The sequence below is a fragment of the Mycobacterium sp. genome (assembly GCF_047975165.1).
Lineage (GTDB): Bacteria > Actinomycetota > Actinomycetes > Mycobacteriales > Mycobacteriaceae > Mycobacterium.
In genome coordinates, this window is the sequence record NZ_JBKECZ010000160.1 from 23,983 (window position 1) to 45,097 (window position 21,115).

The following is a 21,115-nucleotide window of genomic DNA, read 5'->3' on the forward strand; positions in this document are numbered from 1 at the left end:
GCTACCGGAAATCACGTGACCGTGAACCGACCGACAGGGCGATCCGGCCCATCCGTTCGGCCACGACGGTGACCGCGCCGCTGGCGTTTTGGACCTGACCGCGGATCAACAGCGCCGAGGCCGTCTGGGCCAGCTTGCGGTACCGCGCCCACAGCCCGGGCGTGCACAGCACGTTGACCATGCCGGTCTCGTCCTCCAAATTGACAAACGTCACCCCCTGGGCGGTTGCGGGCCGCTGCCGGTGGGTCACCGCCCCGGCGATCAGCACCCGGTCACCGTCTGGCACCGACCCCAGCTTTTTTGCGGGCACCACCCCCAGCTTGTCCAGGTCCGTCCGCAGGAACTGTGTGGGAAAACTGTCCGGGGAAACGCCGGTGGCCCACACGTCGGCGGCCGCCAGCTCCGGCTCGCTCATCCCCGGCAGCGCCGGAATGTGCGAGGACGACCCCACCCCCGGCAACCGGCCTGGCCGCTGGGTGGCTGCCGCCCCGGCCGCCCACAGCGCCTCGCGTCGGGCCATCCCGAAACAGCCCAGCGCCCCGGCTGTCGCCAACGCCTCGGCCTGCGGCACCGAGAGCTGCAGCCGCGATGTCAGGTCCAGCAGCGAGACGAAGGGGCCGTGGGATTCGCGTTCATCGACCAGCTTTTCAGCCAAGGCGTCACCGATATGGCGCACCGCCCCCAGCCCGAGGCGGACCTCCATGCCCTCGTTCTCCAGGGTCGCGTAGCCCAGGCTGGCGTTGACGCACGGCCCGTGCACCACCACGCCGTGCCGCCGGGCGTCGGCCACCAGCGACTGCGGTGAATAGAAGCCCATCGGCTGGGCCCGCAGCAGCGCCGCGCAGAACGCCGCCGGGTGATGCAACTTGAACCACGACGAGTAGAACACCAGCGACGCGAAGGACAGCGCGTGACTCTCGGGGAAGCCGAAGTTGGCGAACGCCTCCAGTTTTTCGTAGATCCGGTCGATCACCTCGTCGGGGGCGCCGTGCAGGGTGCGCATGCCGTCGTAGAACCGGCCGCGCAGCCGCTGCATGCGTTCGGTCGACCGCTTGGAGCCCATGGCGCGCCGCAGCTGATCGGCCTCGGCGGCGGAGAAGCCGGCGCAGTCGACCGCGAGCTGCATCAGCTGTTCCTGAAAAAGAGGTATCCCCAGTGTCTTCCGCAGGGCCCGCTCCATGGAGGGGTGGTCGTAGACGACCCGGTCCACACCGTTGCGCCGCCGGATGTAGGGGTGCACCGACCCGCCCTGGATGGGCCCCGGGCGGATCAGCGCGACCTCCACCACCAGGTCGTAGAACACCCGCGGCCGCAGCCGCGGCAGCGTGGCCATCTGCGCCCGCGACTCCACCTGGAAAACACCGACCGAATCGGCCCGCGCCAGCATGTCGTACACCGCGGGCTCGGATAGGTCGAGCCTGGCGAAGTCGACCTCGATGCGTTTGTGTTCGGCCACCAGGTCCCGCGCGTAGTGCAGCGCGGACAGCATGCCCAGCCCCAACAGGTCAAACTTCACCAAACCTATGGCCGCGCAGTCGTCTTTGTCCCATTGCAGGACGCTGCGGTTGGGCATGCGCGCCCATTCCACCGGGCACACGTCGGCGATCGGGCGGTCGCAGATCACCATGCCGCCGGAATGGATACCCAGGTGCCGCGGCAGGCTCCGAATCTGTTCCGCCAGGTCGATCACCTGTTCGGGGATATCCGCCATATCGGCGGGCCGCGGCGACCAGTGACTGATCTGTTTGCTCCACGCGTCCTGCTGCCCCTGCGAGAAACCCAGGGCGCGGGCCATGTCGCGCACCGCGCTGCGACTCCGGTAGGTGATGACATTGGCCACCTGGGCGGCATAGTCGCGGCCGTACTTGTCGTAGACGTACTGGATCACCTTTTCGCGTTGATCCGACTCGATGTCGATGTCGATGTCGGGGGGGCCGTCACGGGCCGGTGACAGGAACCGTTCGAACAGCAAGTCGTTGGCAACCGGGTCGACAGCGGTCACTCCCAGGGAATAACACACAGCGGAATTGGCCGCCGATCCCCTGCCCTGGCACAGGATGTCGTTGCTCCGGCAGAACCGGGTGATGTCGTGCACCACCAGGAAATAGCCCGGAAACTTCAGTTGGGCAATCACTTTCAGCTCCCGCTCGATCTGCGCGTAGGCTTTCGGCGCCCGTTCGGCCGGCCCGTACCGGTCGAGGGCTCCCGCCATGGTCAACACGCGCAGCCAGCTGTCCTCGGTGTGCCCGCCGGGCACCTCGAACGGCGGCAGCCGCGGCGCGATCAGCGCGAGAGCGAATGCGCACCGCTCACCGAGTTCGGCGGCCGCGGCCACCGCCTCCGGCCGCTGCGCGAACACCCGAGCCATCTCATCGCCGGATCGCAGGTGCGAGCCCCCCAGCGGGGCCAGCCAGCCCGCGGCGGCATCCAGGGATTGCCGGGCCCGGATCGCGCCCATCGCCATGGCCAGCCGGCGGCGGGACGGATGGGCGAAATGCGCCCCGGTGGTGGCGACGACCCCGACCCCGAAGTGCGGGGCCAGCCCGGCCAGCACGGTGTTGCGTTCGTCGTCGGCGGGCTGGCCGTGATGGGTCAGCTCGATGCTGACCCGGCCGGGGCCGAACCGGTCCACCAGGTCGGCCAGCGCGCCTTTCGCCGATTCCGGGCCGCCGTCGCAAAGCGCTTGGCGTACAGCTCCTTTACGGCATCCGGTAAGGATGTGCCAGTGGCCTGCGGCCGCTTCGGTCAACGCCTCGATGTCGTAGCGCAGTGCGCCTTTCTCCCCGCCGGCCAGATGTGCGGTGGCCAGTTGCCGGGACAACCTCCGGTACCCTTCCGGTCCGCGGGCCAGTACCAGCAGATGCGGTCCGGGGGGATCCGGCTGCTCGGTGCGGGCCTGGCAGCCGAGCGACAACTCGGCGCCGAACACGGTGTGCAGGCCGAGCTCGGTGGCCGCTTCGGCGAACCGCACCGCCCCGTACAGGCCGTCGTGGTCGGTCAGTGCCAGCGCGCGCAGATCCAGCCGCACGGCCTCCTCCACCAGTTCCTCCGGGGTGCTGGCGCCGTCGAGGAAGCTGTAGGCGGAATGCGCATGCAACTCGGCGTAGGCCACCGACGACCGGCCCCGGGGCCCGCCCGGCCCTGTCGGGTACGCGCCGCGTTCGCACGACTGCGGACCCTCCCCCGCCCCGCCGGGCGGAACAGACGCCCCGCCATGGCGCGGCTTGCCATCGAGGACCCGTTCCATTTCCGCCCAGCTCGGCGGACCATTGCCCCAACCCATAGCCACACTGTATCGAACATATGTTCGATACATCAACATGCCGGCGGAGGCATTGCCCACCCGCCCCGTGAGAGGCTGGGTCCATGGCGGTCACCATCGATCCACGACGCCACGACACGGTGCTGTTCGACGCCGCCCTGCCCGGCCCCCCGGACACCCGCGACGCGCTGATCACCCGGCTGCGCCAAGCCCGTCTGGGCGTCGATGTCTTCGGCTCCGGCAACGACTCCCCGACCAACGCCGCCGAACGACTATCCGCGCAGCCCGGGCGCGCCGCCGTCATCGCCGCCGACCCATCGGCTGTCGCAGCGGCCCGTGCGGCCGGCTTCGCGCTGGTGATCGGACTCGGCGAGGACAGCTCCGCGCTGGATGCCGGGGCCGATGATGCCGGGGCCGATGCCGTGGTGGCCGGCCTCGGTGAAATCGACGTCCGCACCGGCGACCACAGGATGTCGGAGCTTCCCGACGCGCTGCACACCCCGGACCTCGCCGCTGATCTCGCCGCACGGCAACCGGCGGTGTTCTTCGACTTCGACGGCACCCTGTCCGACATCGTCAACAACCCCGATTCCGCCCGGCCCGTCGAGGGCGCCGTAGCCGCCCTGCGCGAGCTCGCCCGGCACTGCCCGGTCGCGGTGCTCAGCGGCCGCGACCTCGCCGATATCGTCGAACGTGTTGGGATACCGGGTATCTGGTATGCCGGCAGCCACGGTTTCGAGCTCACCGCCCCCGACGGCACCCACCACCAGAACGAGGCCGCCGCCGCGCTCATCCCGGTGCTGCAACACGCCGCGGCGCAGCTTCGCACACAACTGGCCCCGATTCCCGGAGTGGTCGTGGAGCACAAGCGATTCGGCGTTGCCGTGCACTATCGCAACGCCCCGCGCGACCGGGTGGGTGAAGTGGCCGCCGCTGTGCGAGCCGCCGGCCGCCACGACGCACTCCGGGTCACCACGGGCCGCGAAGTCATCGAGCTGCGCCCCGACATCGACTGGGACAAAGGCAGGACCCTGCACTGGATCATCGGCCGGCTCCCAGGCCGGGACAACGCACCGCGTCTGCCGATCTATCTGGGCGACGACATCACCGACGAGGACGCCTTCGATGCCGTGCGGGAAGCCGGTGTGCCGATCGTGGTGCGCCACAACGACGACGGCGACCGCGCCACCGCCGCGCTGTTCGCACTGGCCAGTCCCGTCGAAGTCGCGGAGTTCACCGGGCGGCTGGCACGTCAGCTCGACGACGCCGGTAAGAGCTGACGGGTGACCCACCCGGCAGGGGGCAAACTCGGCTTCCGCAGCGTCGTCATGCTCGGAATCAACGCCATCATCGGCGCCGGCATCTTCCTGACCCCCGGCGCCGTCATCAAGCTCGCCGGCCCGCTGGCGCCGCTGGCCTATATCCTGGCCGGTCTTTTCGCCGGAACGATGGCGATGGTCTTCGCCACGGCGGCCCGCTACGTCACGACCAACGGCGCCTCCTACGCCTACACCAATGCGGCGTTTGGCCGGCGTCTGGCCATCTACGTCGGCGTCACCCACGCGGTGATCGCCTCGATCGCCTGGGGGGTGCTGGCCACACTGTTCGTCTCGACACTTCTCAAAGTGGCTTTTCCGCAACATGATTGGTCAATCGACACAGACCCCTTCAGCATCAAGACATTGACGTTCCTGGGCTTCGTCGCCGTGCTGCTGGTCATCAACCTGTTCGGCAATCGCGTGATCCGGTGGGCCAACGGAATCTCCACGCTGGGCAAGGTTTTCGCGCTCGCGGTCTTCATCGCCGGCGGGGTGTGGATCATCGTCACCGAGCACGTGAACAATTACGGCGCCGCCGGCTCATCGCTGGTCCACCACCCGCAACCCTACGCACTGTTCGGCTTCATCCAGATAGGACAGAACAACACGCCGGCCACGCTGGTGCTGGCCACCATGTCGGCACTGTATGCCTTCACCGGCTTCGAGTCGATTGCCAACGCCGCCGAGGAAATGACCGAGCCAAACCGGAACCTGCCCAAAGCCATACCGATTGTAATTCTGGCCGTCGGCACCATCTATGTACTCGCGGTAGCCGTAGCAATGCTGCTCGGGTCGGACAGGATCGTCGCGTCGCACGACACGGTGAAACTGGCGGCGGCGATCGGCGACGACACCTTCCGGACGGTCGTCGTCCTGGGCGCGCTGGTTTCGATGTTCGGTATCAACGTGGCCGCCTCGTTCGGAGCGCCGCGGCTGTGGACCGCCCTGGCCGACACCGGGGTACTGCCGACCCGGCTCTCGAAGAAAAATCGCTTCGGCGTTCCCATGGCCGCCTTCGCCGTCACCGCGTCGCTGGCGCTGGCCTTCCCGCTGGCACTGCACTTCGACAACGACCACCTGACCGGTCTGGCGGTGATCGCCCGGTTCATCCAGTTCATCATCGTCCCGCTCGCCGTGATGCGGTTGGCGCGCAACCGAGCCGGCACCGATCCGGCAATCACACCGACTCGGTTCACCCGCACGGTGCTACCGGTCGCGGCGGTGACGATCTCGGCGGCGCTGGCGGTGTCCTTCGACTACCGGACCATCCTGCTGGTGCCGGACGGCGGCCCCAACTACTTCTCGATAGCGCTGGTCGTTACGGCGTTCGTCGTGGTGCCGACGGCCGCCTACCTCTACTACTTCCGATCCGCCGACCGATCCGCCGACCGATCCGCCCGCATTGGCCCCGCCCCCCACTAGCCGGAGTACTCCACCTCCCCGTCGTCGAGCACCAGACGGGGGCCCAGCCCTTCCGCGCCGGAGGCCTCGGTGCGGAACAGTGCCCTACCCGGCTCGGTCTTCCAGATCGAGGTGGACAGTGTCTCGCCGGGGAACACCGGTTTGGTGAACCGCGCCGCGATCGAGGTGATGTTCGCCGCGACGCCGTTGCCCAGCTCGGCGACCAGGGCCCGGCCCGCGACCCCGTAGGTGCACAGGCCGTGCAGGATCGGCCGGGGGAACCCGGCCAGGTTGGTGGCGAACCAGGGGTCGCTGTGCAACGGGTTGCGGTCGCCGGACAGGCGGTAGATCAGCGCCTGGTCCTCGCCGGTGAGCAGGTCGACTCGCGCATCGGGTTCGCGGTCGGGAAACTCCGGCGCCGCCGGCCGCTGGCCTTTCTCGCCACCGAAACCGCCCTCGCCCCGGATGACCAGGTTGGTCAGCGTCTCGACGATCAGCGTTCCGCTGTCGGGATCCCGACCCAGGCCGCGCAGCATCAGGACCGCGTTCTTGCCCTCGCCCTTGTCCTGGATATCGACCACCTCGGAGACCACGGACAGCGCACCGGCCGGCGGCAGCGGAGCGTGCAGCCGCACCGTCTGCGACCCGTGCAGCAGCATCGCCCAGTTGAACGATCCGACCTTGCCCGCCGCCCCGAACGCCGGGCAGCAGATCACCGCATAGGTGGGCAACACCTGCTGCGGAGTGTCCCGGCTGTTTTCGGTGGTGAAAGCCAGATCGCCGACGCCGGCACCGACGCCGAGCGCGTAGAGCAGCGTGTCCCGGTCGGCCCAGTCGAACAGCTGGGGTTCCGTCGTCGCTCCGACGGCACTCGGGTCGATCGCCATCTAAAGTCTCCTTCCGATTCCAGATTTACGAATTTTCTCCGACCTAACCATCGCAAACCCTTCCCTCCGATGGTGTCGACAAGGCAGGCTATCGCCATGGCTAAGCGCACCACGATGTGGAATATCTCCAAATTCGCAGCCCTGCTCGCCGCGACGATGCTCGTCGGCGCCTGCGGCGGTGGCGAACCACAGGCCCGCAGCATCACCCTGACCTTCATCCGCAGCGCACAGTCCCAGGCCGAAGCCGACGGGGTCATCGACACCGAAATCCCGGGTCCCGGCCTTACCGCGGACGGAAAAGGACAGGCCCAGCAGCTCTCGCGCGGCGACTTCGACGGTATCTACACCTCGCCCATGACCGCAGACCAGCAAACCGCAGAAACGTTGGCCGCCAATTCGAGCCAGCGAGCCGAGGTCGTGCAGGGACTCCGATCGATCAACGCCGGCTGGTACAACGGCAAGCCGCAGTCGATGGCCGATTCGACATACCTGTTGGCGCCGACGATGTGGGTGAAAGGCGACGTCAATACGAGCATCCCCGGATCGGTCAGCGGTGAAGACTTCAACTCCCGGTTCGCCGACGCGGTCCGCACGATCTACGACAGCGGCAACAAGAAGCCGGCCGCGGTCTCCCAGGGCACGGCGATCATGGTGTGGACGCTGATGAACGTCAAGAATCCCAAGGTCAGTCTGTTGGACAGCCACCCGCTGCCCAATGCCGGTCGGGTGGTCATCACCGGGAGCCCGGCCAACGGCTGGACACTGGTGGAGTGGGACGGCATCCGTAACTTCAACTGATCCGGGGTCACTCATAGGCTCCTTCGAGATACCACTTCCGTTGCCGGTAGCACAGCAGCAGTGCACGCTCGCTGTCCAAAAGCACCTGGGCGCGGGCTGCCCGATTTGCCGAACCGGCTGAGCCCGCCTCCGGGTCCCACCAGCGCTCATCGACCGGCCAGGGCCCGGCCCACCAGCGCAACCGTTCGGTGCGTCCGCGGGCAGTCAACCGCGCGGGATCGGCGGAGAACATTCCCCGGCTGGTCACCCGGACCGGGTTGCCGTGAGCGTCGAACAATTCCACCGGGGCATCGAGCAGCACCGCCGGCGACGGATCGGGCAGCCGGCCGGGCCACGGCCGGTCCGGGTCGGCCCGCGGCAGCGGTTCGTCCCCCAGGGAGACCAGCGTGATGCGTTCGCCCGGGCCCCGGCCGCCGGACAGCACCGGAACCCGTACCGCCTCCGGGCCGAGCAGGCCCTGAACCCGCACCAGCGCCCGTCGGGCACGAACCCTGTCCTCATCCCCGAGCCCACCCCAGAGTGGTAGCTGCAGCGCACCGGCCGAGATCACCTCGATCGCACACAGCCGCAACAGCGTCACCGGCGCGTCCAGGGGGCGACCGCAGGCCATCCGACGGCTCAACCACCCGTCCAGCTGCCAGCGCACCCGGTCCGCGGTGGCTTCCTCGGTCAACGGCTCGGCGCACCGCCACACCCGTTCCAGCTCGTCACCACCGGCGGTGACCGCGTGAATGGCCAGCCGGGTGCACCCCACCCCGGCAGCCAGCAACGCCTGATGCAGCGCGGCGGCCAGTGAGCGGCCGGCGAATGCCGCGGCATCGACCCGCTCGATCGGCGGGTCGCAGTCCAGCACGGCGTCGAGTTCGGTGGGCAGCTCCCTTCCCGAGGGGCCGCGTTCTGGCTCACCACGGGCGCACCGGTGAGCGACCACCGCGTCGGGGCCGAACCGGGAGGCGACATCGGTGCGCGACAGCGCGGCAAACTGCCCGATGGTGCGAATCCCCAACCGCCACAACAGATCCGTCAACTCGACCCGGCCCGGCCCGGCCAAGCTCGGTTCCACGGCTAGCTGCCGGATCGACAGCGCGGACAAGAACCGCGCGTCGCCTCCCGGCTCCACCACGCGGCCCGCGCGCGCGGCGAATACCGCGGTGGATAAACCGTCGGCGATCCCGATCCGGCACTCCGCGCCGGCCGCGGCCACCGCGTCCGCCAGCAGCTCGCCGGCCTGCTGTTCGGACCCGAAGAACCGGACCGCCCCGCGCACCGGCAGGACCAGTAGTCCGGGCCGCAATACCTCGGCGCGGGGCACCAGATCGTCCACCGCGGCGATCACCCCTTCGAAGAACCGGGCGTCGCGGTCCGCATCGGCGGCGGCGATGTGCAGTTGCGGGCATCGCGCGGCCGCGTCCCGGCGCCGCAGGCCGCGCCGCACCCCGGCGGCACGGGCCGTCGCCGAGCAGGCGATCACCCGGTTGGCCACGGTGACCGCGACCGGTGCCGTCGCGGGCAGGCCGGCCGCCGCCCCCGCCGCCACTGCGGGCCAGTCCATGCACCAGATCGCCAGCACACGTGAAGCAGGCACCCGAACTCACCCGGTTCGCGATCGACCGGCCGTCCGCCCGGAGCACACCTGCGTGCGGACACCGCCGATGCGCCCGAACCCGGGGACGGGTACTCCCGCGCGGCCCGCTGTGATCTCGTAACCGCGGACTCGGGCCTCCAGCCGCGTCGATGCTCCCTCCCAGTCGCCGTCGGTGACCAGCACGGTGCACCCCTTGTGACGGGCACGCGCGACCACCGCTCGCGCCCGCGTCCGGGTCACCCGCCGCCCACCGAGGCCGAGAACCACCAGGTCCATGCCGTCGATGAGCACCGCGGCGACCTCCACAGGATCGTTTCCCGGGTCCGGTATCACCGCGATCCGGCTCAGATCCGCCCCCATCTCGACCGCGGCCAGCAACCCGAGATCGGGCTGCCCCAGGATGGCCGCGTTACCCCCGTCCGCCGTCACCGCGGCCACCATGCGCAGTAACAGCGACCGCGCCCCGGACAGCACCGCCACGCTTCCCCGGGGCACCGGCGCCGGCCCCGCCGGTAACAGGTCGTCCACACACCCGGCGTCTTTTCCCGACAGTGCGGCGATCTTCTGACGTAACTGTTTAAGCTGGTCGGCACGGTTTTCCCGCCGTTGATCGGAAGGGGAAACCGCAGTCATGATCAACCTTCAATTGTTTCGAAAATATGTTCGAATCAGTAGTAAACACCCAGCCGGCAACAACGTCAAGGGGCCTGTCAAGGAACCCGTCACGGAGCCCCGCGCGAACCGCGCGAAACCAGCCTCATTGCCCCCGTATAGCCGCCCGGAAGCTCAGATGGTGGCCGGGACTCCCGTCGGGACTCCCGTCGGAACCCTCTCCGTAACCGCAACGCCCGGCATGTAACGCTGAGAAAGCACGGTGGCGACGGCCCCGATGTCATCGGACAGCGGATACATGTGGCGATACTGCAGCACCTGCTTGCCGATCAGCCCGAGCCGCTCGGTGAACGACGGCACCCGATGGGGATCCAGCAGCGGGCTGTTGAACGCCGGGCGGTCGGCGCGCTGAAACTCGAAGGCGGCGCTGACCCGCGGCGCGGACCCCAGCCTGCTACCTCGTCCACCCCAGTGCAGAACAGCCTGATTCCAGGCGAAAAAGGTTCCGGCAGTCGCCGGCAGCGCCCTGATGTCCTGCGGGTTGTAGACGACGTTATTGCCCTCCCCGTCCCATCGACGTTGCCGGAACCGGTCGTCGAGATGCGCGGGCAGCATATACATGCACCCGTTCAGCGGGGTAGCGTCGGTGAAAGGCAGCCACACGGTCAGCGTGTGCGGCGAGTTGTCGGCATCGAGTGTCGGAATCACCCGGTCGCGATGCGGCCCCCAACCCGCCGAATTCTCGCTGGGGTTGACATGCCAAACCCAGAAGTCGGGCAGTGCCCGGTAGTCCACACCGAGCACGGTGGAAAGGAACCGGGACAGACTCCGGAATGCCAGCCACAATTCGTCGTAGACGAAAGCGAACGGCAACGGGATTCCCCGCTGGAACAGCGTCGACACCGCCTAGCGGATCGGTGCGGTGGTCACTTCCGGCAGAGCGCCGGGCACCTGGACGTAGCCCTCCCGTTTCAGGTTCGCCAACAGCGGGTTGATCTCGCCCAGCACGGCAGGGGCGCCGACACCGCCGGACTCAATCGACAATCCCGGACACAGCGCATTCCAAAACTCGCGACGCTCGACATCCGCCACCGACAGCATGGTCATCATTACGGCATTGTATCTCAGTAGCCACCTCAGCCCAGACCCCTTGACCAGCCAAGATGGCGCCCCCGGCTACTCCCACTCGATGGTTCCGGGCGGCTTGCTGGTGATGTCCAGCACCACGCGGTTGACCTCGCGCACCTCGTTGGTGATGCGGGTCGATATGCGTTCGAGCACCTCGTAGGGCACCCGGGTCCAGTCGGCGGTCATGGCATCCTCGCTGGACACCGGACGCAGCACGATCGGGTGCCCGTAGGTACGCCCGTCGCCCTGCACTCCCACCGAGCGGACGTCGGCCAGCAGCACCACCGGGCATTGCCAGATCTGCTGGTCCAGGCCGGCCGCCGAGAGTTCCTCGCGGGCAATCGAGTCGGCGTGCCGCAACGTCTCCAACCGCTCCGCGGTGACTTCGCCGACGATCCGGATACCCAGCCCCGGCCCGGGAAATGGCTGGCGCGCAACGATCTCCTCCGGCAGACCCAAGTCCCGGCCGACCGCGCGCACCTCGTCCTTGAACAACAGCCGCAGCGGCTCGACGAGGGTGAAATTCAGGTCGTCGGGCAGGCCGCCGACGTTGTGGTGGCTCTTGATGTTCGCCGCACCGCTGCCGCCGCCGGACTCCACCACGTCCGGATACAACGTCCCCTGCACCAGGAACTCGACGCCGACGTCCTCAAAATCACTGTCTTGCACCAGGTTCCGGACCGCACCCTCGAATGCCCGAATGAACTGGCGGCCGATGATCTTGCGTTTACCCTCGGGGTTGTGCACTCCCGAGAGCGCATCCAGGAACGTCTGCGCCACATCGACGGTGACCAGATTGGCTCCGGTGGCGGCGACGAAATCCCGTTCCACCTGAGCGCGCTCACCGGCCCGCAGCAACCCGTGGTCGACGAACACGCACGTCAACTTCTCACCGACGGCGCGCTGCACCAGCGCCGCTGCCACCGCCGAGTCGACCCCGCCGGACAGTCCGCATATCGCGCGGCCGGCACCGATCTGCGCACGCGCCTGCTCGACCAGCGCACCGGCGATGTTGGCCGGCGTCCAGTCCGCGCCGATCCCGGCGAATTCGTGCAGGAACCGGCTGAGCACCTGCTGGCCGTGCGGGCTGTGCATCACTTCCGGGTGGTACTGCACACCGGCCAGCCGACGCTCCGGACACTCAAACGCCGCTACCGGCGCACCCGAGGTGGCGGCTACCACGTCGAATCCGGCCGGCGCCGCCGTGACCGCGTCGCCGTGACTCATCCAGACCGGCTGAACCGCGGGTAGGCCCGAATGCAATTCGCCGCCAAGGGATTTCAAATCGGTGCGACCGTACTCGCTGGCGCCGGTGTGCGCGACGGTCCCGCCGAGCGCGGCGGCCATGGCCTGGAACCCGTAGCAGATGCCGAACACCGGCAGGTCGAGGTCGAACAGCTCCGGATCCAGTTGCGGAGCATCCTCGGCGTAGACACTGGCCGGACCGCCGGACAGCACCAGCGCCAACGGCCGGCGGGCCCGGATCTCCTCGATCGACGCGGTGTGCGGGATCACCTCGGAAAAGACCCGCGCCTCGCGGACGCGCCGGGCGATCAGCTGCGCGTACTGTGCACCGAAGTCGACAACCAGGACGGGCCGCGGCGGGGCTGCTTCCACGGGCACCGAGTGTAGTAGCCGCGGACACCCGACCGCGCACCCCGGCCGACGTGGTCTCTCCGGGGGGTCGGACGTCTTTGCCCAGCCGAGCCTCGCGGCGGTTTCCCATCGCAGCGTCCACTTCAGCAAGCCGGTGACCGACTGTATGATCACCGAAGCGTTGGAGGCGTGGAAAAGGGGTAGCAGTTGCGGGTCGCAGGAAGAATCGTCCGTTTCGACGGCGTGCGCGGATATGGCTTCATCACGCCCGATACCGGCGGTGAGGATGTCTTCCTACACGCCAACGACCTTGAGATGGAAAAGCATTCGGCTGTACGCGGCGCCAGTGTTTCCTTCGAGGTCGACGAAGGAGACCGGGGAAAGTTTGCGCGCGCAGTACGTTTGTCGGACACCCCCTCGGCTAGTTCCGGCGATGCCAACCCGATCGGCGACGAGTATTTCGACGTCGTTTCGGTGCAGGAATTCCGGAATACCGTGACCGAAAAGCTGTTGCACACAACTCCACCGCTTACTGCTCCGCAAATCCTCGCCGTGCGGGACGCCTTCGAAGGGATTGCCCGTGGCCACGGCCTGATCGACTAGCCGTTGTCATCGGCGCCCCTGCCGGGGACTGCACAGTGATATCGGTCGACGACACCCGAAAGCGAGGTTCAGCCTGTGGGCTCTGCGTTCGGTCTGCCCGAGAAGGTGCACGCCTGCTTGTTCGACCTTGACGGTGTGCTCACCGACACCGCGGGAGTGCACACCAAGGCCTGGAAGCAGATGTTCGACGCGTTCCTGTCCGAACGCGCCCAACACACCGGAGGCGAGTTCGTCCCGTTCGACCCCGTCGCCGACTACCGCACATATGTCGACGGTAAGAAGCGCGAGGACGGGGTCCGGTCGTTCCTGGACAGCCGGGGTATCGACTTGCCCCAGGGCAGCCCCGACGACACCGGCGACGCCGACACGGTGTACGGGCTGGGCACACGGAAAAACGACATGTTCCAGAAGGTCCTGGACGACGACGGCGTCGAGGTGTTCGAGGGCTCCCGCCGCTACCTGGAGGCCGTGACAGCCGCCGGCCTGGCCGTCGCCGTCGTCTCCTCGAGCGCCAACACCCGCCAAGTCCTGGAGATCACCGGGTTGGACAGGTTCGTCCAGCAGCGGGTGGACGGCGTGACGATGCGCGAGGAACACATCACCGGCAAGCCCGCCCCGGATCCGTATCTGCGCGGGGCGGCGCTGCTCGACGTCGAGCCCGGCGCGGCCGCGGTGTTCGAAGACGCCATCTCCGGGGTGCAGGCCGGGCGGGCGGGCAACTTCGGGATCGTGGTTGGCGTCGACCGGGTGGGCCAGGCCCCGGAATTGCTGCGCAACGGGGCCGACATCGTGGTGACCGATCTCGCCGAGCTACTCGGCGACAACCGTGGCCAGGCTGGCCACCACACGCAGGAGGTTCGGTCATGATCACCGAGGAAGCATTCCCGGTCGAACCGTGGCAGATTCGCGAGACCCGGCTGAACCTGAATGTGCTGGCCCAGTCGGAATCGCTGTTCGCCCTGTCCAACGGGCACATCGGGTTGCGCGGAAACCTCGACGAAGGCGAACCCTACGGCCTGCCGGGCACCTATTTGAACTCGTTCTACGAGATCCGCCCCCTGCCCTACGCCGAAGCCGGATACGGCTATCCCGAAGCCGGCCAGACCATCGTCGACGTCACCAACGGCAAGATCATCCGGCTGATGGTCGACGACGAACCGTTCGACGTGCGCTACGGCGAACTGCTCGACCACGAACGTGTCCTGGACCTGCGCGCCGGAACGCTGACCCGCCGCACGCATTGGCGCTCCCCCACCGGCAAGCAGGTCAAGGTGGTCTCCACCAGGATGGTGTCCCTGCGCCACCGCGGTGTCGCGGCCATCGAGTACATCGTCGAGGCCATCGACGAGTTCTCCCGGATCACAGTGCAATCCGAACTGGTCACCAACGAGGATCAGCCGCAGACCTCCGACGACCCGAGGGTGTCGGCGATCCTGGACAAACCCCTGGAGGCAGTCGAGCACGAACGCACCGAACGCGGCGCGATGCTCATGCACCGCACCCGCAGCAGCGCCCTGATGATGGCCGCCGCCATGGATCACGAGGTCGAGGTGCCCGGACGGGTAGAGATCACCACCGATGCCCGCCCGGATCTGGAGCGCACCACCGTGATCTGCGGCCTGCGGCCCGGACAGAAGCTGCGCGTGGTGAAGTACCTGGCGTACGGCTGGTCGAGCCTGCGGTCACGTCCGGCACTGCGCGACCAGGCCTCCGCGGCGCTGACCAGCGCTCACTACAGCGGCTGGCAGGGTCTGATCGACGGCCAACGCGCCTACCTCGACGAGTTCTGGGACACCTGCGACGTGGAGGTCGAAGGCGACCCGGAATGCCAGCAGGCGGTGCGCTTCGGGCTGTTCCACCTGTTGCAGGCCAGCGCCCGCGCCGAACGCCGGGCCATCCCCAGCAAGGGACTCACCGGCACCGGCTACGACGGCCACGCCTTCTGGGACACCGAGGGCTTCGTGCTGCCGGTACTCACCTACACCGTCCCGCACGCCGTCGCCGACGCATTGCGCTGGCGGGCGTCGATCCTGGACCTCTCCAGGGAACGCGCGGCCGAACTCGGCCTCGACGGAGCCGCCTTCCCGTGGCGAACCATCCGCGGTCACGAATGCTCGGCGTACTGGCCGGCCGGCACTGCGGCCTGGCACATCAATGCAGACATCGCGATGGCATTCGAGCGGTACCGGATCGTCACCGGCGACGACTCGCTGGAACAGGAGTGTGGCCTGCAGGTGCTGGTCGAGACCGCCCGGTTGTGGTTGTCGCTGGGACACCACGACCGCAATGGCCTCTGGCATCTCGACGGCGTCACCGGCCCAGACGAATACACCGCGATCGTGCGTGACAACGTGTTCACCAACCTGGTCGCGGCCAACAACCTGCGCATCGCAGCCGACGCCGCCAAACGTCATCCCGAGCAGGCGGGCGCGTTGGGTGTGACGACCGAGGAAATGGCGGCCTGGCGAGATGCGGCCGACTCCGCCCACCTCCCCTACGACGAGGAGTTGGGTGTTCACCAGCAATGCGAAGGCTTCACCACCTTTACCGAATGGGACTTCGAGACCAACACCACCTACCCGCTGCTGCTGCACGAGGCCTACGTGCGCCTGTACCCGGCCCAGGTGATCAAACAGGCCGACCTGGTGCTGGCCATGCAGTGGCAGAGCCACGCATTCACCCCCGAACAGAAGGCGCGCAACGTCGACTACTACGAGCGCCGCACGGTCCGCGACTCGTCGCTGTCGGCGTGCACCCAGGCGGTGATGTGCGCCGACGTCGGACATCTGGAGCTGGCGCACGACTACGCCTACGAGGCGGCGCTGATCGACCTGCGCGATCTGCATCAGAACACCCGTGACGGCCTGCACATGGCGTCGCTGGCCGGGGCCTGGATGGCGTTGGTCAACGGCTTCGGCGGACTACGCGACGACGAAGGCATCATGTCCATCGATCCCCAACTGCCCGAGGGCATCTCACGCCTGACGTTCCGGTTGCGCTGGCGCGGATTCCGGCTGACCGTCGACGCCGACCACCAGAACGTCACCTACACGCTGCGCGACGGGCCCGGAGGTGAGTTGGCGATCAAGCACGCGGGCGAGAAGGTGAGCCTGAGGACGGAATCGCCGTCGACCTTCAGGGTGCGCCCGCGCACAGCCTTGTTGCCCCCGCCGCCCCAGCCGCCTGGCCGCGAACCGCTCCACCGGCGGTCCCTGCCCCGGCTGAGGACCGCCACATAATCTGTGGGTCGCCGTATCCTGCCGCCTGTGGCCGGGTTCACATACACTCCAGGGGCGGGATGTGGGCGGTGCGCATGACGGCCGCACGATTGGAATTCTTGCGAAAAGCGGTACTGGTCGCCGCAATCGTGATCCTGACCCCGATCGCCCTCAGCTACGGGGTGGCGCCGGCCCGGGTGTTGCCGCACCTGATGCAAGTCGATGTGCATACCGTCGACGAGGCCAACACCATGCGGGCGGTGGCCGGAATCATCTTCGCGATGATCGGGCTGTTCGCCTGCGGCCTTGCCCGCGAGTCGATGCGGCTGACCGCGCTGTACGCACTGCTGGCGTTCACCGGCGGCCTGTCATGCGGCCGGATCGTCAGCATGCTGGTCGACGGGGTACCCACGGCTGTGCCCCTTGCGTATCTGGCACTGGAGTTCTCCACCGCGCTCACAGTGCTGGCGCTACTACGAATCCACCCCCGCGACACCTGAGGATCTCCCTCCGGTTGCAGCACCGGGCCGGCACAGACCGAGGTCCGGGCGGGGCGGCAAGGGGTCGACTGTGACACCTGGGTGTTGAAACTGACATCAGTGCGGCTGCAGCATCCGCTCGGCTGCATCGAGGATCGCCTGCCGCAGATCCCCGTCTTCCAGCGCTTCGAGACCGGTCGCCGAGCGCAGCATCGGCTCGAACAGCCGCCAGCCCAGCCGCAGCGCCAGCGCATTGCCGACGGCCAGCCGCGCGGCACGGTCGGACATGCCCTGTTCGCGGTACTCGCCGCGCACCGATTCCAGCAGCGGGGCGACGTTGGGGAACCGGGTCTGCAGATGTTCCCTGGGATACCCGTCCAGCAGAATTCGCGCCCACACCCGCATCTGCCGGTCCATCGCCGTGTCGAGGTCACCGACGGGAGCCCCGGACTGCAACAGCTCGGTCAGCTCGGTCGCCAGGTTGTCCAACACCGCGCCGACCAATTGTTCCTTGGTGCCGACGTGGCGAAACACCAGGCCGTGATTGACCTTTGCCCGCCCGGCAATGTCTCGGATCGAGGTCGCCGCCGGCCCACGCTCGGCGAAGAGTTCGGTGGCGGCCCGCAGGACCGCCGCCACCACTTCGTCCCGCCCGGTGGGAATCCCTTCGCGAGATGTGTTTGCCGTCGGTGTAGTCATTCGTCTACAGTAGCGGGTGCAGTCAATTGACTACACTTAGATCCGCAGAGGACGACCATGACAGGCCGGATATCAGTTCGCCAGCTCGCCAGCCGTATCGGCGCCGAAATCGACGGGGTCCGCTTGGGCGCCGACCTCGAACCCGCCACGGTCGAGGAGATCCGCGAGAGGCTGCTCAAGCACAAGGTGATCTTCTTCCGCAATCAGCACCACCTCGACGACCATCAGCAACTTGCATTCGCAGGCCTATTGGGCACCCCGGTCGGCCACCCCGCCGCCGCGGCATTGTCCCCGGAGGCCCCCATCATCACGCCTATCGATTCCGAACTCGGCAGCGCCAACCGCTGGCACACCGACGTCACCTTCGCCGCCAACTACCCGGCGGCCTCGATCCTGCGAGCCGTCACGCTGCCCAGCTACGGCGGCTCGACGATCTGGGCCAACGCCGCCACCGGCTACACCGATCTACCCGAACCGCTGAGGCACCTGGCCGACAACCTGTGGGCATTGCATAGCAACCGCTACGACTACGTCCGCAGCGGCGCCGCACAATCCCTCACCGAAAACCAGAAAGCCTTCCGTCAGGTGTTCGAGGCCCCCGACTTCCAGACCGAGCATCCGGTGGTGCGGGTACACCCCGAGACCGGCGAGCGCACCCTGGTGGCCGGCGACTTCGTCCGCAACTTCGTCGGACTGGACAGCCAAGAGTCGAGCGCGTTGCTCGAATTGCTGCAACGTCGAATAACCTTGCCCGAGAACACCGTTCACTGGAATTGGACACCAGGTGACGTGGCCGTCTGGGACAACCGGGCAACCCAGCACCGCGCGGTCGACGACTACGACGACCAGCCCCGGCTGATGCACCGGGTCACCCTGATGGGCGATGTGCCCGTCGACGTGCACGGGCAGCACAGCCGGGTGGTCAGCGGGGCGCCGCTGGCCTTGGCGGGCTGACTCAGCCCGTAGGGCCCACCGGTTCGATCGGGAGCCACCGCAACGCGCCCGGCGCCTCTGCCGGCACAGCGGGACGCTGCGGCGCAACCGGATCGATTCGTCGATACGCGGCACCCTGTCGAGGCCGCTGGTCGTCCTGCCCCTTGTTGGGCCACAGCGATGCGGCCCGCTCCGCCTGCGCGGCGATGGACAGCGAAGGGTTGACGCCCAGGTTCGCCGAGATCGCCGCCCCGTCGACGACGAACAGCGTCGGATAGCCGTAGACCCGGTGGTAGGGATCGATAACGCCGGCCGCAGGGCTGTCGCCGATCGCGGCTCCGCCCAGGAAGTGCGCGGTCAGCGGGATGTTGAACAGTTCACCCCAGGTGCCGCCCGCCACCCCGTCGATCTTCTCGGCGATACGACGGGTGACTTGATTGCCGGCGGGAATCCACGACGGGTTCGGCTCACCGTGCCCCTGCTTGGACGAGAACCAGCGGACACCGAGCCTGCCCCGCTTTGTGAAGGTGGTGATCGAGTTGTCCAGATGCTGCATGACCAGTGTGATCACCGTGCGCTCACTCCACTGCCGCGGGTTGAGCATGCGCAGGATCAACCGCGGCTGCTGCCGCGCCTGGATCCGCAGCTGCCGCCACCGCGGCACGTCGGTACCCTCCGGCCCGGCGCCGTCGGTCATCAGCGTCTGCAGTAGCCCCATCGCGTTGGAGCCCTTGCCGTAGCGCACCGGTTCGATGTGGGTGTCCGACGTGGGGTGAATCGACGACGTGATCGCTACCCCGTGCGTCAGGTCCAGGGCGTCGGGCACCTGCAACGTCGCCGCGCCGAGAATCGACTCGGAATTGGTCCGGGTCAGCACCCCGAGCTGTTCGGAGAGCCGCGGCAGCTTGCCCTTGTCGCGCATCGCGAACATCAGGCGCTGGGTACCCCAGGTGCCCGCGGCCAGGATCAAGTGTCCGGCGGTGAAGGTACGCCTGTCGCGGCGCACCCAGCTGCCGGTTCGTGCCGTCGCCACCTCCCACAACCCATCGGAGCGCTGCTCGAAGCCCGTCACCGTTGTCATCGGAATAACCTGGGCCCCAGCGGATTCCGCGAGACCAAGATAGTTCTTGACCAAAGTGTTCTTGGCACCGTGGCGGCAGCCGGTCATACATTCGCCGCATTCGATGCAGCCGGTGCGCGCCGGGCCGGCGCCGCCGAAGTACGGGTCGGGCACTGTCACGCCCGGGGTCTTGGCGCCGTCGGACCCGAAGAACACTCCGACGGGAGTGGGCACCCAGGTGTCCCCGCAGCCCATCTCGTCGGCTACACCCTTGATGATCCGGTCGGCGTCGGTGAAAGTCGGGTTCTGCACCACGCCCAGCATCCGTTGAGCCTGGTGATAGTGCGGCATCAGCTCCTCGCGCCAGTCGGTGATGTGCTTCCACTGCTGGTCGTTGAAGAACGGATCCGGCGGAATGTAGAGCGTGTTGGCGTAGTTCAGCGAACCGCCGCCCACCCCGGCCCCGGCCAGGATCATCACGTTCTTCAGCGGGTGGATGCGTTGGATGCCGTAGCAGCCCAATCGCGGCGCCCAGAGGAACTTGCGCAGGTCCCATGAGGTCGCGGCGAATTCCTCGTCGGAGAACCTGCGCCCGGCCTCCAGCACACCGACCCGGTAGCCCTTTTCGGTCAGCCGCAGCGCGCTGACACTGCCCCCGAAACCCGATCCGATGATCAAAACGTCAAAATCCGGTGCCATCGATGCAGTATGACCCGCTTTACATCGGCCGCCTCACCAAGCCACCCCTAAATCCGGCGCGGACCGTCAACTTCCGACGGTCAGGCCGACCTTCTGAAACTCCTTGAGGTCGCAGTACCCGGCCTTGGCCATCGACCTGCGCAGCCCGCCGACCAGGTTCAACGTGCCGAACGGGTCGTCAGACGGACCGTTGAGCACACATTCCAGGTGCGGACGCTCACCGACGGCGATCTGTAGCAGCGCACCCCGCGGCAACGACGGATGGGCGGCCGCGGACGGCCAGTACCAGCCCTGGCCGAAAGCCTCGGCGGCCTCGGCCAGCGGCGTGCCCAGCACCACCGCGTCCGCGCCGCACGCGATGGCCTTGGCCAGCTCACCGGAGGTGTGGATATCGCCGTCGGCCAGCACGTGCACGTAGCGGCCGCCGGTCTCGTCGAGGTACTCGCGCCGGGCGGCGGCGGCATCGGCAATCGCGGTTGCCATCGGCACGCTGATACCCAGCACCTCGTCGGTCGACGTCACTCCCTCGGTGGCGCCGTATCCCACGATGACGCCGGCCGCTCCGGTGCGCATCAGGTGCAGCGCGGTGCGATGGTCCTGCACGCCGCCGGCGACCACCGGGATGTCCAGCTCGGAGATGAACGTCTTGAGATTGAGCGGCTCGCCGGCCCCCTCCCGTTCCCGGACCACCCGTTCCGCGGTGACGATGGTGCCCTGGATGACCAGCAGATCCACCCCGGCCTGTACCAGCACCGGGGTCAGCGCCCGGGCATTCTGCGGGCTGACCCGCACCGCGGTGGTCACCCCGGCGTCACGCACCCGCGCCACCGCGGCAC

18 protein-coding genes are annotated in these 21,115 nt (G+C 67.9%); 8 read left to right on the forward strand and 10 right to left on the reverse strand.

Going from position 1 to position 21,115, the window contains the following annotated elements; all coding sequences use genetic code 11:
• Window position 1: 1 nt before the first annotated feature.
• Window positions 2-3,283 carry an error-prone DNA polymerase gene (locus ACK5M9_RS15165; protein ID WP_416893973.1) on the reverse strand — a complete coding sequence of 1,094 codons (3,282 nt, stop codon included), beginning with the start codon at window positions 3,281-3,283 and terminating at the stop codon, window positions 2-4.
• A gap of 83 nt (window positions 3,284-3,366) precedes the next feature.
• Here ACK5M9_RS15165 and otsB point away from each other — a divergent pair, with 83 nt between their 5' ends.
• The gene (gene otsB / locus ACK5M9_RS15170) at window positions 3,367-4,542 is read left to right on the forward strand and encodes a trehalose-phosphatase (protein ID WP_416893974.1); all 1,176 of its coding nucleotides are present in this window, start codon (window positions 3,367-3,369) and stop codon (window positions 4,540-4,542) included.
• Window positions 4,543-4,545: 3 nt separating this feature from the next.
• A complete protein-coding gene (locus ACK5M9_RS15175) occupies window positions 4,546-6,003 on the forward strand; it encodes an APC family permease (RefSeq protein ID WP_416893975.1) in 1,458 nt (485 codons plus the stop codon).
• On the opposite strand, the gene ACK5M9_RS15180 is transcribed toward ACK5M9_RS15175, so the two are convergent.
• On the reverse strand, window positions 6,000-6,869 hold the full coding sequence (locus ACK5M9_RS15180; protein WP_416893976.1) for a MaoC/PaaZ C-terminal domain-containing protein: 870 nt from the start codon (window positions 6,867-6,869) through the stop codon (window positions 6,000-6,002). The two genes, ACK5M9_RS15175 and ACK5M9_RS15180, sit on opposite strands and share 4 nt — an antisense overlap.
• A 96-nt stretch (window positions 6,870-6,965) precedes the next feature.
• Here ACK5M9_RS15180 and ACK5M9_RS15185 point away from each other — a divergent pair, with 96 nt between their 5' ends.
• Entirely contained in the window at window positions 6,966-7,667 is a 702-nt protein-coding gene (locus ACK5M9_RS15185; RefSeq protein ID WP_416893977.1) for a histidine phosphatase family protein, read from the forward strand.
• Between the two features lie 7 nt (window positions 7,668-7,674).
• On the opposite strand, the gene ACK5M9_RS15190 is transcribed toward ACK5M9_RS15185, so the two are convergent.
• From ACK5M9_RS15190 to guaA, 5 genes are all read right to left on the reverse strand, one after another.
• Window positions 7,675-9,219, reverse strand: a complete 1,545-nt coding sequence (locus ACK5M9_RS15190; protein ID WP_416893978.1) for a DNA polymerase Y family protein — start codon at window positions 9,217-9,219, stop codon at window positions 7,675-7,677.
• A gap of 39 nt (window positions 9,220-9,258) precedes the next feature.
• Window positions 9,259-9,885, reverse strand: coding sequence for a hypothetical protein (locus ACK5M9_RS15195; RefSeq protein WP_416893979.1), 627 nt, complete (start codon window positions 9,883-9,885; stop codon window positions 9,259-9,261).
• 153 nt (window positions 9,886-10,038) lie between these two features.
• Window positions 10,039-10,767: a phytanoyl-CoA dioxygenase family protein gene (locus tag ACK5M9_RS15200; protein ID WP_416893980.1), complete on the reverse strand. Its 729-nt coding sequence runs from the start codon at window positions 10,765-10,767 to the stop codon at window positions 10,039-10,041.
• 3 nt (window positions 10,768-10,770) lie between these two features.
• Window positions 10,771-10,974, reverse strand: a complete 204-nt coding sequence (locus ACK5M9_RS15205) for a hypothetical protein (protein ID WP_416893981.1) — start codon at window positions 10,972-10,974, stop codon at window positions 10,771-10,773.
• A 66-nt stretch (window positions 10,975-11,040) separates the two neighbouring features.
• Window positions 11,041-12,609 (reverse strand): glutamine-hydrolyzing GMP synthase, encoded by a 1,569-nt coding sequence (gene guaA, locus ACK5M9_RS15210; RefSeq protein WP_416893982.1) that lies wholly within the window; start codon window positions 12,607-12,609, stop codon window positions 11,041-11,043.
• 186 nt (window positions 12,610-12,795) lie between these two features.
• On the opposite strand from guaA, the gene ACK5M9_RS15215 reads away from it, so the two are divergent.
• From ACK5M9_RS15215 to ACK5M9_RS15230, 4 genes are all read left to right on the forward strand, one after another.
• Complete coding sequence (locus ACK5M9_RS15215; protein ID WP_416893983.1) at window positions 12,796-13,191, forward strand: cold-shock protein; 396 nt, start codon at window positions 12,796-12,798, stop codon at window positions 13,189-13,191.
• A 75-nt stretch (window positions 13,192-13,266) separates the two neighbouring features.
• Window positions 13,267-14,058, forward strand: a complete 792-nt coding sequence (locus ACK5M9_RS15220) for a beta-phosphoglucomutase family hydrolase (RefSeq protein WP_416893984.1) — start codon at window positions 13,267-13,269, stop codon at window positions 14,056-14,058.
• The gene (locus ACK5M9_RS15225) at window positions 14,055-16,430 is read left to right on the forward strand and encodes a glycoside hydrolase family 65 protein (RefSeq protein WP_416893985.1); all 2,376 of its coding nucleotides are present in this window, start codon (window positions 14,055-14,057) and stop codon (window positions 16,428-16,430) included. Before ACK5M9_RS15220 ends, ACK5M9_RS15225 begins: the two co-directional genes overlap by 4 nt.
• Before the next feature lie 98 nt (window positions 16,431-16,528).
• The gene (locus tag ACK5M9_RS15230) at window positions 16,529-16,909 is read left to right on the forward strand and encodes a DUF4345 domain-containing protein (RefSeq protein ID WP_416893986.1); all 381 of its coding nucleotides are present in this window, start codon (window positions 16,529-16,531) and stop codon (window positions 16,907-16,909) included.
• A gap of 96 nt (window positions 16,910-17,005) precedes the next feature.
• Here the strand turns inward: ACK5M9_RS15230 and ACK5M9_RS15235 are convergent, their stop codons facing one another.
• Entirely contained in the window at window positions 17,006-17,587 is a 582-nt protein-coding gene (locus ACK5M9_RS15235; RefSeq protein WP_416893987.1) for a TetR/AcrR family transcriptional regulator, read from the reverse strand.
• Between the two features lie 57 nt (window positions 17,588-17,644).
• Between ACK5M9_RS15235 and ACK5M9_RS15240 the strand changes: the two genes are divergently transcribed.
• Window positions 17,645-18,541 (forward strand): TauD/TfdA dioxygenase family protein, encoded by an 897-nt coding sequence (locus ACK5M9_RS15240; RefSeq protein WP_416893988.1) that lies wholly within the window; start codon window positions 17,645-17,647, stop codon window positions 18,539-18,541.
• 1 nt (window position 18,542) lies between these two features.
• Here the strand turns inward: ACK5M9_RS15240 and ACK5M9_RS15245 are convergent, their stop codons facing one another.
• Both ACK5M9_RS15245 and ACK5M9_RS15250 read right to left on the reverse strand, forming a co-directional pair.
• A complete protein-coding gene (locus ACK5M9_RS15245) occupies window positions 18,543-20,279 on the reverse strand; it encodes a GMC oxidoreductase (RefSeq protein ID WP_416893989.1) in 1,737 nt (578 codons plus the stop codon).
• A 66-nt stretch (window positions 20,280-20,345) separates the two neighbouring features.
• Window positions 20,346-21,115, reverse strand: a 770-nt coding sequence (locus ACK5M9_RS15250; RefSeq protein WP_416893990.1) for a GuaB3 family IMP dehydrogenase-related protein, incomplete at its 5' end; no start/stop codon positions are given.